Source organism: Pseudomonas sp. IzPS59, assembly GCF_014863505.1.
GTDB lineage: Bacteria > Pseudomonadota > Gammaproteobacteria > Pseudomonadales > Pseudomonadaceae > Aquipseudomonas > Aquipseudomonas kribbensis.
In genome coordinates this window covers 4413117-4427651 of sequence record NZ_CP062251.1, presented here as the reverse complement: position 1 = coordinate 4427651, position 14535 = coordinate 4413117, and the positions used below count along the sequence as shown (strand labels likewise).

The 14535-nt window shown below is 59.7% G+C and carries 14 protein-coding genes; 4 read left to right on the top strand and 10 right to left on the bottom strand.

The genetic code is table 11. The annotated features are described in order from the left end of the window. Positions 1 to 23: 23 nt before the first annotated feature. From IF189_RS19775 to IF189_RS19745, 7 genes are all read right to left on the bottom strand, one after another. Positions 24 to 3683: a transporter substrate-binding domain-containing protein gene (locus IF189_RS19775; protein ID WP_134827655.1), complete on the bottom strand. Its 3660-nt coding sequence runs from the start codon at positions 3681 to 3683 to the stop codon at positions 24 to 26. Positions 3684 to 3691: 8 nt separating this feature from the next. Next, positions 3692 to 4318 (bottom strand): response regulator transcription factor, encoded by a 627-nt coding sequence (locus IF189_RS19770; protein ID WP_119429618.1) that lies wholly within the window; start codon positions 4316 to 4318, stop codon positions 3692 to 3694. A 358-nt stretch (positions 4319 to 4676) separates the two neighbouring features. Then, positions 4677 to 6005 carry a deoxyguanosinetriphosphate triphosphohydrolase gene (locus tag IF189_RS19765; RefSeq protein ID WP_085710742.1) on the bottom strand — a complete coding sequence of 443 codons (1329 nt, stop codon included), beginning with the start codon at positions 6003 to 6005 and terminating at the stop codon, positions 4677 to 4679. Positions 6006 to 6073: 68 nt separating this feature from the next. After that, entirely contained in the window at positions 6074 to 7237 is a 1164-nt protein-coding gene (locus IF189_RS19760) for an EAL domain-containing protein (protein WP_192552133.1), read from the bottom strand. A 124-nt stretch (positions 7238 to 7361) separates the two neighbouring features. Next, the gene (locus IF189_RS19755) at positions 7362 to 7700 is read right to left on the bottom strand and encodes a hypothetical protein (protein WP_119429616.1); all 339 of its coding nucleotides are present in this window, start codon (positions 7698 to 7700) and stop codon (positions 7362 to 7364) included. After that, on the bottom strand, positions 7697 to 8083 hold the full coding sequence (locus tag IF189_RS19750; protein ID WP_065257074.1) for a phage holin family protein: 387 nt from the start codon (positions 8081 to 8083) through the stop codon (positions 7697 to 7699). Before IF189_RS19750 ends, IF189_RS19755 begins: the two co-directional genes overlap by 4 nt. 2 nt (positions 8084 to 8085) lie before the next feature. Next, entirely contained in the window at positions 8086 to 8400 is a 315-nt protein-coding gene (locus IF189_RS19745; protein ID WP_085710739.1) for a DUF883 family protein, read from the bottom strand. A 316-nt stretch (positions 8401 to 8716) separates the two neighbouring features. Between IF189_RS19745 and IF189_RS19740 the strand changes: the two genes are divergently transcribed. Beyond that, entirely contained in the window at positions 8717 to 9925 is a 1209-nt protein-coding gene (locus IF189_RS19740; protein WP_192552132.1) for an ammonium transporter, read from the top strand. Here IF189_RS19740 and IF189_RS19735 read toward each other — a convergent pair. After that, entirely contained in the window at positions 9922 to 11634 is a 1713-nt protein-coding gene (locus IF189_RS19735; protein WP_192552131.1) for a cation:proton antiporter, read from the bottom strand. The genes IF189_RS19740 and IF189_RS19735 overlap by 4 nt on opposite strands. Before the next feature lie 202 nt (positions 11635 to 11836). On the opposite strand from IF189_RS19735, the gene IF189_RS19730 reads away from it, so the two are divergent. The 3 genes from IF189_RS19730 (at position 11837) to IF189_RS19720 (ending at position 13525) form a co-directional block, all read left to right on the top strand. Further along, a complete protein-coding gene (locus IF189_RS19730; RefSeq protein WP_114884529.1) occupies positions 11837 to 12073 on the top strand; it encodes a glutaredoxin family protein in 237 nt (78 codons plus the stop codon). A gap of 171 nt (positions 12074 to 12244) precedes the next feature. Continuing rightward, a complete protein-coding gene (locus IF189_RS19725) occupies positions 12245 to 12562 on the top strand; it encodes a transcriptional regulator (RefSeq protein ID WP_085710735.1) in 318 nt (105 codons plus the stop codon). Between the two features lie 69 nt (positions 12563 to 12631). Next, positions 12632 to 13525, top strand: coding sequence for a pseudouridine synthase (locus tag IF189_RS19720; RefSeq protein ID WP_134827650.1), 894 nt, complete (start codon positions 12632 to 12634; stop codon positions 13523 to 13525). A 74-nt stretch (positions 13526 to 13599) separates the two neighbouring features. Here IF189_RS19720 and IF189_RS19715 read toward each other — a convergent pair whose 3' ends face one another. Together IF189_RS19715 and mobA are read right to left on the bottom strand one after the other, a co-directional pair. Next, the gene (locus IF189_RS19715) at positions 13600 to 13821 is read right to left on the bottom strand and encodes a YgdI/YgdR family lipoprotein (protein ID WP_085710733.1); all 222 of its coding nucleotides are present in this window, start codon (positions 13819 to 13821) and stop codon (positions 13600 to 13602) included. Between the two features lie 77 nt (positions 13822 to 13898). Then, complete coding sequence (gene mobA / locus IF189_RS19710) at positions 13899 to 14501, bottom strand: molybdenum cofactor guanylyltransferase MobA (RefSeq protein WP_134827649.1); 603 nt, start codon at positions 14499 to 14501, stop codon at positions 13899 to 13901. Between the last annotated feature and the right edge of the window lie 34 nt (positions 14502 to 14535).

Genomic DNA, 14535 nt, shown 5'->3' with positions numbered 1-14535 from the left:
CACTGCTCAGCGTCCAAGCATAGTTAAGGCCCGGTCATTCTGCTGTGGTCGGTCAACGTCAGTTGCTGCTCCAACGCCTTCTCCAGCTCAAGAATGGCGAAGTTGCTCGCCTTGCATCGGCGTTCGATCTCCTCCACCGGCAAAGCTTGCAGACAAGCCTGTTCGAGTGCTTCGCAACAGTTGATCAGGCGTGATGCCTGGGCAATGCGTGCGGCACCTTTGATCCTGTGCGCCATCTCGGCCAGCGCCTGGTGATCCCGTCCGGGGGGCAAGGCCTGCAGATCCTGGCGGTCACTCCGGCTGCTTTTCAGAAGTTCGGTCAACAGTCGCCTGGTCTGGGCGGGGTTCCCTCCGGTCAGCGCATAAAGCCCCTGCAGGTTGAACGCAGGTGCATGGAACACCGGTGCATCGAGGATTGGCCGGACACTGTCGACCCATTGGCTCAAGGCACTCAGGCTCAGTGGTTTGAACAGGCACTCGTTCATGCCGGCCTGCTTGCAGCGAAGTACCTCTTCCGGTTGGGCATTGGCGGTAAACCCCAGCACGGTGCAGGTCGGGCGTTGCGTGAGGCTCTCGTGGCGCCGGATCGCGCGGGTCAGTTCATAGCCGTTCATGACGGGCATGTTGCAATCGGCGATGACCAGATCGAATGCGCCGTTTTTCCATTGTTCCAGTGCGCTCTGGCCTTCTTCGGCAATGCTGAAACGGTGTCCCAGGAACTCGAGTTGCTGGCACATCAGCAGGCGATTGGCCGGGTGATCGTCGACCACCAGCACGTTGAGGGGCGTGAGGGCGGTCTGGATCTGTGGTTCGTGTTTTTGGCTTTTCACTTCGGCGGGCATGATTGCCAGCGGCAGCGACACATTCACTTGTGTGCCGATCCCGGGCTGGCTGCTCAATTGCAGTTGCCCTCCCATCATTTCGCACAGGCTGCGGCTGATGACCAGTCCCAGCCCTGTGCCGCTGATTGTCCGGTTCCTGCCATGGCTGGCCTGGGTGAAAGGTTCGAACAGCCGCCGCTGATCTTCGGCAGTAATACCGATACCGCTGTCCTGAACCGTCAATTGCACCAGCGAGCAAGCGGGAACATCGCTGTCCAGCAGTTCCAGCGAGATCCTGATCTGGCCTTTTTCGGTGAATTTGATGGCATTGCTGATCAGGTTCGACAGCACCTGTTTGAAACGCAAGGGATCCAGATGTACGTCGATGTTCAGTTCGGGCGGGGAGACGTTCACCACCAGTGCCAGTCGTTTCTGTCGGGCCAGGCCTTCGAAGATCCGGACCACCGACGTGATGGTATCGATGAGATTGACCCGCTCGGGGCTCAGGCTCAGGCGCCCGGATTCGATCCGGGCAATGTCCAGAATGTCACCGATCAGCCCCAGCAGATCCTTGGCCGAGCTGTAGGCGGTTTCGATGCTGGATCGGTCCGGATGCACTTTGTCCATGCGCTTGAGTGTCAGTTCGAGCATGCCGATGACCGCGTTCATCGGCGTGCGGATTTCATGGCTCATGGTCGCCAGGAACGTACTCTTGGCACGGTTGGCATCATCGGCCTGCTCCTTGGCGGCACGAAGCTCGTCGAGCAGCTCATGACGTTCACTGATGTCGATCCAGCCGCCGATGATCCCCTGAACATCGCCGCTGGAGTCGCGGTACGGCAGGATCCAGTGATAGATCGTCAGGCGCCGGTTGCCGATTTGCAACGGCCGGTCGAGCACCAGCGGCCTGCCCTCGTTCACGACCCGCTGGTAGTCGGCCTGAAAGGCCCTGGCTTCGAAGGCGTTGCTCAGAGCACCTTCCATCACATTCTTGCCGATGACGTCTTCGCGTCTGGCCTTGAAGGCTTCGAGGTAACTGTCGTTGCAGCTTTGCAGCAATCCTTGTCGATCACGCACATAGATCGGATGAGGCGTGCCGTTGACCAGCGAGCGCATGAACTCCAGTTGGTCGTTCAAGGCACGTTCGGCGGCCTGGCGCTGTTTGATCTGGCGACGCATATAGGCATTCCAGAGCATCGACAGCAGCAACAGCAGACCGGCCGCCCCGATCACCTGATAGAACAGGCGCCGGTATTGGTGCCAGGTGCCTTGCGAAAGGCTTGAATAGCCCCTCCATCGACCATTGATGATGCCCAGTTCTTCGGGCGATATGCTCATCAGGGTCTTGTCGATGATCGAGCCCAGTTCGGTGTTGTCTCTGGCGGTTGCCAGGGAAAAGGCAGCCTGCCGGGTGCCGATGGTGGTCGTGATCTGCAAGGGGTGTTCGAAGATGTGCGAAGCGATGAAGTAGTTGGCGATCACCAGCGAGTTCACGGCGCCTTCGACCTGACCCTCGTCGAGCAATGCCACGGCACTGAACGTGTCCGGGGTCTCGATCAACTGGATGTGTGGAAACTCGTTGCGCAGGTACTCGATCATCGGGTTGCCCTGGGCGATGGCCAGGCGCTTGCGCTTGAGCTGACCCAGGTGCGTCGGACTGTCGGCAGCCTTGCGGGTCAGCAGGACATAGGAGTTTTCAAGGTAGGGACGGCTGAACTTCAGGGTTTCCTCGCGTTGGGCGGTCGGCAGCAGGGCGGCGATCAGGTCGGCCTGATGGTTCTCGATCTGCTTGATCATCTCGACGTCGCTGCGGCTGCGGCGGATTTCAAAGCGCAGGCCGGTGCGCAAGCGGATGAGTTCCAGCAGGTCGGCGCTGATGCCGCGAAAGTTGCCATCGGTGTCAAAGAAGCTCAGGGGAGCAAAGGCCTCGTTGACGACCACACTCACCACCGGGTGCTTCTTCAGCCACTGTTCTTCGCGGTGGGTCAGTTGCAGTTTCTGGTCGGTCAGCAAGGTATCGCTGCCGGCACTCCAGCGTTTGGCGATGGTTTCCCGCTCGCTGCCCGGGACCGCCTTGAGCACGTTATCGATGATACCCAGCAGTTGAGGATTGTCGCGACGCACGGCAAAGCTGAAACCGTGGGCTTCGTGCTTGCCGAAATTGGCCATGCGGATGTTGTTCAGATACCCCTTGCTGATCATGTAGTGGGTGGAAATGGTGTCGCCGAGAAATACGTCCGCCTGATCGAAGGCGACGGCGTTGATGGCATTCTGGTAAGACGGATAGGAGGTGATGAGGGCTTTGGGATACAGCGCCTTGACTTCGTCCAGCGGCAGATAGTGATACAGCATGCTCAGCCGCAATCCGGCCAGACCTTCGCTCAGAGACCGGGTTTCACCCGTGCGGGTGACCAGTACCGGTTGATCGATGGCGTAAGGGCTGGACAGTACGACGTTGGCGTTTTCCGCCTCCAGCCCGTTGGACGTGCCAAGCATGTCGATGCTGCCGTCGAGCAATGCCCGGATCGCCGCGTCTCGTGTGGCAAAGCGCTTGACCCTGACCGGCAGGCGGGTTGCCTGCCCGATCAGTCCGGCGTAATCGGCCGTGAACCCTTCGTAATCACGGCCGCTGGCCGTCATGTCAAAGGGTGGATAGTCGGGAGCCGATGTGCCCAGAATCAACTCATTGCGATTGTGCAACCAGTCCCGTTGCGAATGTTCAAGCAGGACCGGAAGCGACTTGTCGGTCGAGCGACTGAGCAGGGTCAGGTCTTGCGGGATGACGGGGGCGGCTGCTGCATGAGCACATAACCCAAGGCATGCACTCAATACAATCAGGCAGTTTTTCAAGCGACTGGGCATGTCGTCTCTCACACGAGTGCGTTGCGTTTGGCCATTTCAATAAGTTCTACAAGGGATCTGGCTTTGAGTTTCTGCATCAGACGTTTTTTATAAGTACTGACGGTCTTGTTGCTGAGGAACATGCCTTTGGCAATTTCCTTGTTTGTTCGGCCTTGGGCGAATAGTTGCAATACCATCAATTCGCGGTCATTGACGGATTTGAAAAGTTCCAGTTCTGCGTAGCGCACATCGTCATTGCGAACAGGGTTCAGGGCCTGGCTGGGGAAATAGTTGTATCCGGAAAGGACCGCCTTGATGGCACTGACCAGTTCGCTGAGGTCTTCCTGTTTGCAGACATAACCCGATGCGCCGGACTGCATGCAGCGAATGCCGAACAGCGTCGGGCACTGTGCGGTCAGGACCAGTGTCTTGAACGGAGAACTCATGGCGTTGAAACGGGCAAGGACTTCGAGGCCGTCCAGCTTTGGAATACTGATGTCGAGAATGATCAGGTCGGGTGCGCATTCGCGAACCATTTGCATGGCATCGACCCCGTTATCGGTTTCACCGACGACCTTGTAACCTTCATGTTCCAATAGCATTCGAACGGCAAGACGGATAACCGGGTGATCGTCGACAATAAAAACGGAGTTCATAACAAAGTCCCATGCGAACACTAATAAAGGGCGCACCTTAGCTCAGATGAAAGAGCGGTCGCATGAGCCGACAGGACCTCGGTGGCGATCTAGGATCAGTCCTACAAATAAAGAGGAATGGGACTACGTGTGAACTAGTTTTGACGTAGGTAGCGGATGGCTTCGCGAGCTGAACTTGTTCGATGGAGGGGGCGGGGGTGACTGAAAATCCTGTTTGTTTAATGTTTGTAAGTCATCAATGAGTTTAAGTTTTTTGTTGGCGATACGTCGCGAGCGTCGAACATGGATATAAGGAAAGGATTGGAATATCCATCAGTTGCCCGCCCGGTCAATGCCTGACCGGGCGGGCGACGAAGTATCAATGGCTGGAGCGCCCTGTCATTTCCAGGGCCATGTCGCTGGCATAGCTGTCGGTCATGCCTGCGATGAAGTCGATCATGCGCAGGAACGATGCGTGCAGCGGGCCGTGCGGGTCCGGTGCATTGTTGCCCAGCAAGTCGAGGATTCTGCGGCTCTTGAACGACGGCGTACGCCCGTTGTGCTGTTCGAGGGCCGCACCGCAGAACGCGTTGAGCAGAATCTCCAGCGTCGTGTAGGCGCCGATCTCATGCAGGGTCTTGCGCTTGTCCTGAAAGATTTTCTTGCGGGCGATGTCCTTGGCATTCAGCACGCAACGTTTGGCCGGACCATGCATGTGCTCCACAAGGTCCCCATGCAGCGTTCCCGCCAAGAGCGCATCCTGTTGTTCGACAAAGGCCCGGGCAGCGGCGTTGGTCAGGTGTTCGATGGCCTTGCCCCGCAGGATCGCCAGTTTGCGCCGGCGCGAATCCTGAGGGCCCAGCTGTCGGTAGGTTTCCGGCAGATCGTCGCCGACCAGACCCAGCAGCAGCGACTCGACCTCGGCATAGTCCAGCAGGTCCATCTCCAGGCCATCTTCCAGATCGATCAGCGCGTAGCAGATGTCATCCGCAGCCTCCATCAGGTAAACCAGCGGATGACGCGCCCAGCGCTGTTCTTCGAGTTGCGGCAGGCCGAGTTTATGGGCGATCTGCTCCAGCAGGGGCAGCTCGCTCTGATAGCAGCCGAATTTGTGTTTCTTGTAACCCAGGGAGTCGGCGTGGCGTGCGGTCCACGGGTACTTGAGGTAGGTGCCGAGGGTCGCGTAGGTCAACCGGGTGCCACCGTCGAACTGGTGATACTCCAGCTGTGTGAGAACCCGAAACCCTTGGGCATTGCCCTCGAAGTTCAGGAAGTCACCGCGTTCGGCGTCACTCATCGCATCCAGCCAGCCGCGCCCGGCGGCCTGCTGAAACCAATGGCGGATGGCGTCTTCGCCGGAATGGCCGAAGGGCGGATTGCCGATGTCATGGGCCAGGCAGGCGGACTGCACGACCATGCCCAGATCGCTCGGTTCGCACCACTCGGGCAGGGCGCGACGCAGGGTTTCGCCCACTCGCATGCCCAGCGACCTGCCGACGCAACTGACTTCCAGCGAGTGGGTCAGACGCGTGTGGATATGGTCGTTGCTCGACACGGGATGCACCTGGGTCTTGCGGCCCAGGCGGCGGAAGGCGCCAGAGAAAATGATGCGGTCATGGTCTTTGTGGAACGGGCTGCGGCCGAGTTCCTGCGGGCTGTGCAGCGGCTTGCCGAGACGTTCGCGGTTGAGCAGGGTTTGCCAATCCAAGGCTGATTCTCTCCGTCGGGTGACTGGTGCCCTAGCTTCCCGGTTCGGGCGAGTGTCTGCAAGCGCAACTACAGCCCGGCGGCATCAATGTCGATCAACAGCAGGCGTTCACCATTGTCGAAAAACTGCCCGGCGGTCAGACAGTACTGGTTGCTGGTGGCATCGCGGTAGGTGTTGGAAAGCGTCAACCGGCGTTCTTCCCAGCCTTCGGCCAGCAGATGGTAGAAGTAGGGGCGCCACGACCAGTTGTGACCCAGGTAACGGTTGTCGGCGATCCAGCCGCTTTGCCGCCATTCCAGATTCGGCGTCAGTTGCGTGCCCTGACGGTCGCACTGATAAAACCGCAGCAACCACGGGAAGGCGTCCAGTTGCGGCAAGGCACTGAGCGGCGCGCGGGTTTGCGCCCAGCTCTGAAGAATCGTCATCAACTCGCCGAGCTGTCGGCGCATGGACATCAGCTTGCCGCGCTCGGCGAGTTTCTGCTTCACATAGGCCTGGCGAAGTTCAGCGAAGCGCTGGACGAAAGCATCCGTCGCAAAAAAAGCCTCCTGCGCCCGGGCGAACAGAAAACCCTGTACGTAACGCGAGCCGCATTCCAGCGCGAAATTCAGCTGTGCTTCGGTCTCCACGCCTTCGGCGATAATCCAGCAACCGGTCCTTTCGGCCATCTGCGCCAGTGCCTTGACCACATCGCTGCTGGGCCCGCCGAGCGCGGCGGCCTGAAACAGGCGCATGTCGAGCTTGAGGATGTCCGGCTGCAAGGCCAGCACGCGATCGAGCTGTGAATAGCCGGCGCCGAAATCGTCGATGGCGATCCGCGCGCCGGCATCGCGATAGCGCGCGACGACTTCAGACAGACGCTGACTGTTGCCGCCCAGTTCAGTGATCTCGAAGACAATCCGCTGTGGGTCGACGCCATGCCGGGCGAGTTGTTTCAGGCTGGGTAGCGCCTGATCGGCGCGCAGACGGCTGATCCAGCGCGGTGACATGTTCAGGCTGAGAAACCAGTCTGGCGGTGCTTCGTGAAATCGGCTCAGCGCATTGTCACGAATCTGCCGGTCGAGGCGGCGCAAGGCGGTTGCGGGCGTTCGTGGGTCGGCGAACAGCGGCCCGACCGAGGTCAGTTGCCCATGCGCCTGGCGCAGTCGACCCAGAGCCTCGACGCCTGCAATGCGTCCGGTAGCGGTATCGATGAAAGGCTGAAAGCAGGCGAGCGGTTGCCCGTCGATCACGGGGCCTCCTTGGTCATTGTTGTTCTGGTCGGATGCTGCCGGCCGGGTAGGCAAGCGGGATTGATTCTCCGGGTGAAGAGATTCAATCCCGCCAGCAGTGCAAGAATGCAGCCAGATGTGGAACTCAGCGTTTGCCCGAGTTCTGCATGACCAGTTTGATCAGCGGCGCGAGGCTGGTACCGAGGCGGATTAACCGGCTCAGGCCGCCGATGCCACCGCTTTTCGCACCTTTACCGGTCAGGAACCCCAGCAGTGTCACGGCGGCTACGCCCCACAACGGCGCATGCTTGATGCCGAAACCGTCCTGCAGGTTTTGCGTCATGCCCCGCATGCGTTGCAAGGGTTGCAGCACCTGGCCGGTTTCGTGGCGGATTTCCTGACGATGCATTTCCATGCGCAGGCGGATCAGGGCCTTGCGCATTTCCTGGCGCGAGCTGTTGTGCGGAAGTTCAGGCAGGCTCATGGCAGCAGGCGCTCCCGGTCGTTGGCCAGTTCTTCCAGGGTGCCGTGGAAGGGCGAGGATTCATCGAAGATTGCAGCCTTCAGGCGCAGCCCGCAGAAGATCGCAGCGAGGGTGTAGAACACGCACAGGCCGATGATGGCGGCGAGCCGATACGTGTCCCAGAACACGATCAGGACGAGGGTCGACAGGCCGACCAGCAACAGCAGTGCAAACACCAGTGCCAGGCCGGCGAACAGCAACAGGCTGACGGTGCGTGCTTTCTGCTCCTGCAGCTCGATGCCGAACAACTCGACGTGACTGTGCAAAAGACCGAGGACGGCTGCACCCAGGCGCCGTGTGGAAGAGGCAGTGCCCGCAGTCGGGCCGGATTCACCGATCGACATGATCAGCGCCGCGTGGCCAGCAGGCCAATCAGAAAGCCTACGCCCGCCGCGATACCCACCGATTGCCACGGGTTGGCTGACACATAATCTTCGGTGGCGGTGACCGCTGCCTGACCGCGCTCGCGCAGGGTGTCTTCGGTCAGTTTCAGGGTTTCCCGTGCGCGCAGCAGACTTTCGTGGATCTGTTCGCGCAACTCGTCAGCCTGATCACCGGCCAGCGTGGCGGTGTGTTCCAGCAACCGTTCGGTGTCGCTGACCAGGGTCTGGAAGTCGTTCATCAGGATTTCTTGAGCAGTCTTTGCCTTGGTGCTGGCCATGGGGAATCTCCGTAAGTGGCTGTCTGAAACGGCTTCTGAAACTTTCGAGTATGAGCCTTGCGTGAAGGTTCAGTACAAATGACTGGTACATCTTTTGCTGTGTCGTGGTGCGTCGCCGGACAGCAGTGCGCTGTTGCCGGGCGCGAAGCCGGGAAATCATAGCCCGGATGACACGGGTTCAGCTCAGGACATCGACCTCGTGCGCCAAAGCGGTTCGCCGGCCCCTCGGGCTTGTGACTGCATGGTCGCAACTTGGTGCATGAAATGTCTGCATGAACCGCTTTGGTGCCTTTTTCAGCCTTGGGTCTGCCTCTTCATGGAAAATCTGCAAAGCGCTGTGGATACGCTCGTTCATAGTTCCAACACGTTGTTCATTCTGATCGGTGCGGTCATGGTGCTGGCCATGCACGCCGGTTTCGCCTTTCTGGAGGTCGGAACGGTTCGCCAGAAGAATCAGGTCAACGCGCTGTCGAAGATTCTCAGCGACTTCGCCGTGTCGACCCTGGCCTATTTCTTTATAGGCTATTGGATTTCCTACGGGGTGACGTTCCTGCAACCGGCGGCGGTGCTCAGTGCCGATCATGGTTACGGGCTGGTGAAGTTTTTCTTCCTGCTGACGTTCGCAGCGGCGATCCCGGCAATCATTTCCGGCGGCATTGCCGAGCGGGCACGTTTTGTCCCACAGCTGTGCGCGACGGCATTGATCGTGGCGTTCATCTATCCGTTTTTCGAGGGGATGATCTGGAACGGCAACTACGGTCTGCAGGCCTGGCTGGCGGCTCGATTCGGCGCCCCGTTCCATGATTTCGCCGGCTCCGTGGTGGTTCACGCCATGGGCGGCTGGCTGGCGCTGGCAGCGGTGCTGTTGCTGGGGCCGCGCAATGGCCGCTACCGCGATGGCCGGCTGGTGGCGTTCGCGCCGTCGAGCATTCCGTTTCTGGCGCTGGGCTCGTGGATCCTGATCGTCGGCTGGTTCGGCTTCAACGTGATGAGCGCGCAAACCCTGCAAGGCGTCAGTGGCCTGGTGGCGGTCAATTCGTTGATGGCGATGGTGGGCGGAACGGTGGCGGCGTTGATCGTCGGGCGCAATGACCCCGGTTTTCTGCACAACGGTCCGTTGGCCGGTCTGGTGGCGGTGTGTGCCGGCTCCGACCTGATGCATCCGGTGGGCGCATTCGTCACCGGTGCGATTGCCGGTGCCCTGTTTGTCTGGTGCTTCACGGCGGCGCAGGTCAAATGGCGGATCGACGATGTGCTGGGTGTCTGGCCACTGCACGGCTTGTGTGGCGTGTGGGGTGGCATCGCCTGTGGAATCTTCGGCTCGACCGCGTTGGGCGGGCTTGGCGGAGTCAGTCTGATCAGCCAGTTGATCGGCACCGCGTTGGGCGTGCTGGTGGCGCTGGTCGGTGGCTTCGCCGTCTACGGTTCGATCAAGGCGCTGCATGGTCTGCGCCTGAGTCAGGAACAGGAGTATTACGGCGCGGATCTGTCGCTGCACAAAATCGGCGCGGTAAGTCAGGACTAAGTCTCTTCATCTTCGGCACCCGGGTAGAAGCCATGCAGCAGGCGATAGCGGTCGATGCGCACCCGATCGACTTTCTCCTGCACATGGTGTGCCGGCAGACCTAGCAGAATCAAGGCATGGGACGCGAGCATCAGGCTTGATTCCAACAGCTCCGGCACCACTTCGCTGGCGCCGGCGGCTTTCAGTTCGGCCCACTGGCTGTCGTCGCGGGTGCGCACCAGAATCGGCACTTTCGGGTTGAGTCGCCGGGCCTCCTTGAGCACCCTCAGCGCCACATCGCTTTTATCCACGGCAATCACCAGCAGCCTTGCACGCAGCAAACCGACCGCAGTCAGCAGGTCGCCACGCGCAGAGTCGCCGTAATGCACGTCGCGTTCGACGGTGGCTGCTTCCTGAATACGTACGGGGTCGTTGTCCAGGGCGATGTAAGGTTGCCCGGCATTGCGCATGAAGCGTCCGATCGACTGACCGACACGCCCGTAGCCGCAGATCACCACATGCTGGTCGAGGCCGGCATTGAGGGCGCTGATTTCCTCTATCTGCGCTTCCTGATTGGGTTTGCGGTGCAGGGCGGCGGCGATGCGGGGGGCCGCGCGCAACATCAGCGGCGTAAGCAGCATCGAGCAGAACGTCGCAGCGAGGAGCAGGGCGCCGAGTTCGACGGGCATCAGCCGGTTCTGCTGCATCTGCGCCATAAGAGCGAAACAGAACTCGCCGCCCTGAGCCAGGGCCAGGCCGCTGCGCCAGGCGGTTTCATTGTCGCTGCCACGCCATTTCACCAGCAGCGCCACCACTGAACCCTTGATCAGCAGCAAACCCAGGGTCATCGCAATAATCAGCACGCTGTGGCTGGCGAACAATTGCAGGTCGATCAGCATGCCGATGCTGACGAAGAACAGGCCGAGCAGGATGTCGCGGAACGGCCGGATATCGGCCTCGATCTGATGCCGATAATGACTTTCCCCCAGCAGCATGCCGGCCAGGAACGCGCCGAGGGCAGGGGAGAGGCCAAGCAGGTGAGTCAGCCAAGCGGTGAGCAACACGATCACCAGCGCCAGCAGCACGAACAGCTCGGCCGAGCGCGATGCCGCCACCTCCTGAAACAGGCGCGGCAATAGCCAGCGACTGGCCAGCAGCAAGCCTATGAACAGCACGACAGTCTTGAGCAGCGTCAGTGGCAACGCCCAATACCAGGCTTGATCGCTGCTGCCGGCGAAGACGGGCACCAGTGTCAGTAACAACACGGCTACCACATCCTGAAACAACAAAACCCCGACCGCATTCTGCCCATGGCTGCTGAAGATTTCACCGAGACTTCCCAGTTCCTTGGTGACGATCGCCGTCGACGAAAGTGAAAGCCCCGCGCCGAGCAGCAGCGCCGGGGTAAGGGGCATGCCCAGCAGCATCAGCACGCTTCCCAGCAGCGCTGTGCTGACCAGCACCTGTTGGCTGCCCAGACGAAAAACCACCTGGCGCAGGGCAATCATTTTCGACAGGGAGAATTCCAGCCCCAGGGAAAACAGCAGAAACACCACGCCCAACTCGGCAAGATCCGGCAGATGCTCGCTCTCGTTGATCCAGTCGAACGCTTTCGGCCCGACCATCAGCCCGACGCACAGATAGCCCAGCACCGGTGGCAGGCGCAGGCGGCGAAACAGGGCAATCATCACCAGGGACGAGGCAAGAATGATCAACAGATTGGCAAACACAAAACACTCCGGTGGCAGGGTCAGGCTCTTCAAGCGTAGAGGCAAAAAACACCGGAGCATGGTGTAAAACGCATTTGTGCGGGCTGATTTGAGTCAGGGTTTTGCGAGGATAAACTCGCTCAAAAACTTGAGGTCTCTGACGGGTCGACGGGTTCACAGGTCAGGCCTAAAATGGCCAATCAAAATTTGGGATTGAACGCGCATGCTTCCTGAATGCCAGTTGTTCGGCACCCTGGGGTGCCATCTGTGTGAAGTCGCTGAAGCCGAGCTGATGCCGTTCGTCGAGCATGGCCTGCTGGTGGAGCTGGTGGACATTGCCGACGACGAGTCCTGGTTCGAGGCCTACAGCCTGCGGATCCCTGTGCTGCGCCGGACCGATACCGGAGCGGAGCTGGGCTGGCCGTTCAGTGCCGATCAGGTTGTGGCATTTCTGCGTTAGCCTTTCCCTCGACGTCGTTCCGGCGTGGCCATTCATCGCGACGCTCATCGATCCTTGGCACTTGCGGGTTTATTCGGTTACTGTATGTTCATACAGTAATTGAGTGGGTTCGTCGTGCTGTGTTTTTTTTGGGCATTGAGCACGGCGACCAGGACGTCAGAGGGATGAATCGTGGTCAATGTCGAACAGTTGAAAAGCAGCGTGAACCGGATGTCGGTTGATGTGGTGCACGACGCCGTCCGCGAATTGCGTCTGGACGGTCTGGTCACGGAGGGCAAGACGCCGTTCAACAAGCTGCATTTCAATACCTGTTTTGCCGAGATCGAGGCGTTGTTCCAGCGCGCCGGCTATCACAAGCAACTGGATGTGGTGGGTTATCAGGGACTGTTGTACGCCTTGTACGACCCGGGTCGCTGGGAGGCTGTCGATGTACTGCGCTGGCTGAAGGAGTTCACCGAGGCAGCGGCCCTCAAATCGATCCCCGCCTGATTCTGCGCTAGGTCTGCTGCGTCCGGTGTTGGATAATGCCGCTCTGCTTTGAGGGTTCGAGTTCTCCGTATGTCCAGCACATCTACATTTTCCGCCGCACAGAATCAGGCCAGCACGCTTTACCTGCCCCCGGGCGACTGGCGGACGGTGTTCGATTGTCTGTGTGATCACTTCAGTGCCATCGGACGCGATCAGTGGCTGGACCGGATTGCCCGAGGCCGGGTACTGGATGGCGAAGGCCAGCCGATTGCGCTGGACCTGCCGTACAAGGAAGGCCTGCGCATCCATTACTTTCGCGAAGTGCCGGATGAAAAGCCGATTCCGGTGGTCGAGTCGATTCTCTACGCGGACGAACATCTGGTCGTCGCAGATAAACCCCATTTCCTGCCGGTAACGCCAGCGGGGGAGTATGTGGAACAGACGCTGCTGCGCCGGTTGATTCGTCGTCTGGACAACCCGCACCTGGTGCCGTTGCACCGAATCGACCGGCACACCGCCGGGTTGGTGATTTTTTCGGCCAATCCGCAGACACGTTCGGCGTATCAGTCATTGTTCCCGACACGGCAAATCGAAAAACGCTACGAAGCCATCGCTGCTGCATTGCCGGGGCTGGATTTTCCGTTGGTACACAAGAGTCGCCTGGTTGATGGCGAGCCTTTTTTCCGTATGCAGGAAGGTCCCGGTGTCAGCAACACCGAAACAGCAGTGGAAGTGCGGGAAAGGAACGGCGACCTCTGGCGTTACGGCCTGTATCCGGTGACCGGCAAGAAACACCAGTTGCGGGTGCACATGACGGCGCTGGGCGCGAGCATCTGCAACGATCCGTTCTATCCCGAGGTGTTGAAGGACGTCGAGGACGATTACACCAAACCGCTCAAGCTGCTGGCGCAGGGGTTGCGGTTCATTGATCCGGTTACGGGGCAGGTGCGTGATTTTGAAAGCCGGATCACGCTTGACTGGTGAGAAATAGTGCAAGCCATCTTTCTGACGCCCACGAAAAAGCCCGCAAATGCGGGCTTTTCTGTATCTGGCGTCGCTTACAGCTCTTTAACGGTGCGAACCTGATCTTTGTTGATGCGAGTCTGCTTGCCGTCCAGTTGTTCGAATTCGTAGAAGCCCGAATCCTTGTCGTATTTAGGCGAGTCGACGGCCTGGATTTCGCGACCGTCATTCAAGGTGATCACCGTTGGCGAAGCGCAACCGGCGAGGGTGGCCAGGCCCAGTGCGAGCATGAAAGTGGCGAGAGTCCGTTGAGTCATGTGTTTGTCTCCGAAGGGAATTCTTTTGGTTACTGAGCTGTAGACGTATGCAAGGCGTGAGAGTTCCTTGAATGCGGTCAGTCTGACACAGTGTTATGAGAGCTTAACAGTTCCGGGGTATTGAGATTGGCCAGCCGTGGGTCGTTGTCCGGGCAAATCAGTGCCTGGGCACCAAGCCTGCGCATGAGCCGGCCAGGGCTGCGTTCCCCTTCGTGCCAGGCCTCTTCGAATGCGGGCAGAAGCGCCACCGGAATCACGCAAAGCAGCGGTTCCCAGTGCTCGTCGTGACGCAGCATCAATGGGTTTTCAGGGTGCCGGCTGGCGGTCTCGCGCATGCTCTGTAACAGGGGAAGATCGATTCGCGGTACGTCGCACGGCAACACCAGCAGATGGGAATGGCGAGCGGCTCGCAAACCGGCACGGATGCCGGCCAATGGTCCGGGAAAGTCTTCTTCGTCGTCCGTCACCAATTGATCGGCGAAGGGCGCATAGCGCTCGCGATTGCGGTTGCAGGAAATGATCAGATCGTCGGTCAGCGGGCGAACCTTGCGCTGCAAATGAGCGATCAGCGGTTCCCCGTGCCATTCAATCAGCCCCTTGTCCTGGCCACCCATGCGTTGACCACGTCCACCGGCCAGTAACAGGACGGAGCAGGGTGGCAAAGGGGTATTGGAAGTCATGGCAACTCTCCGCAGGTTCGGCGAAAAAATGGGG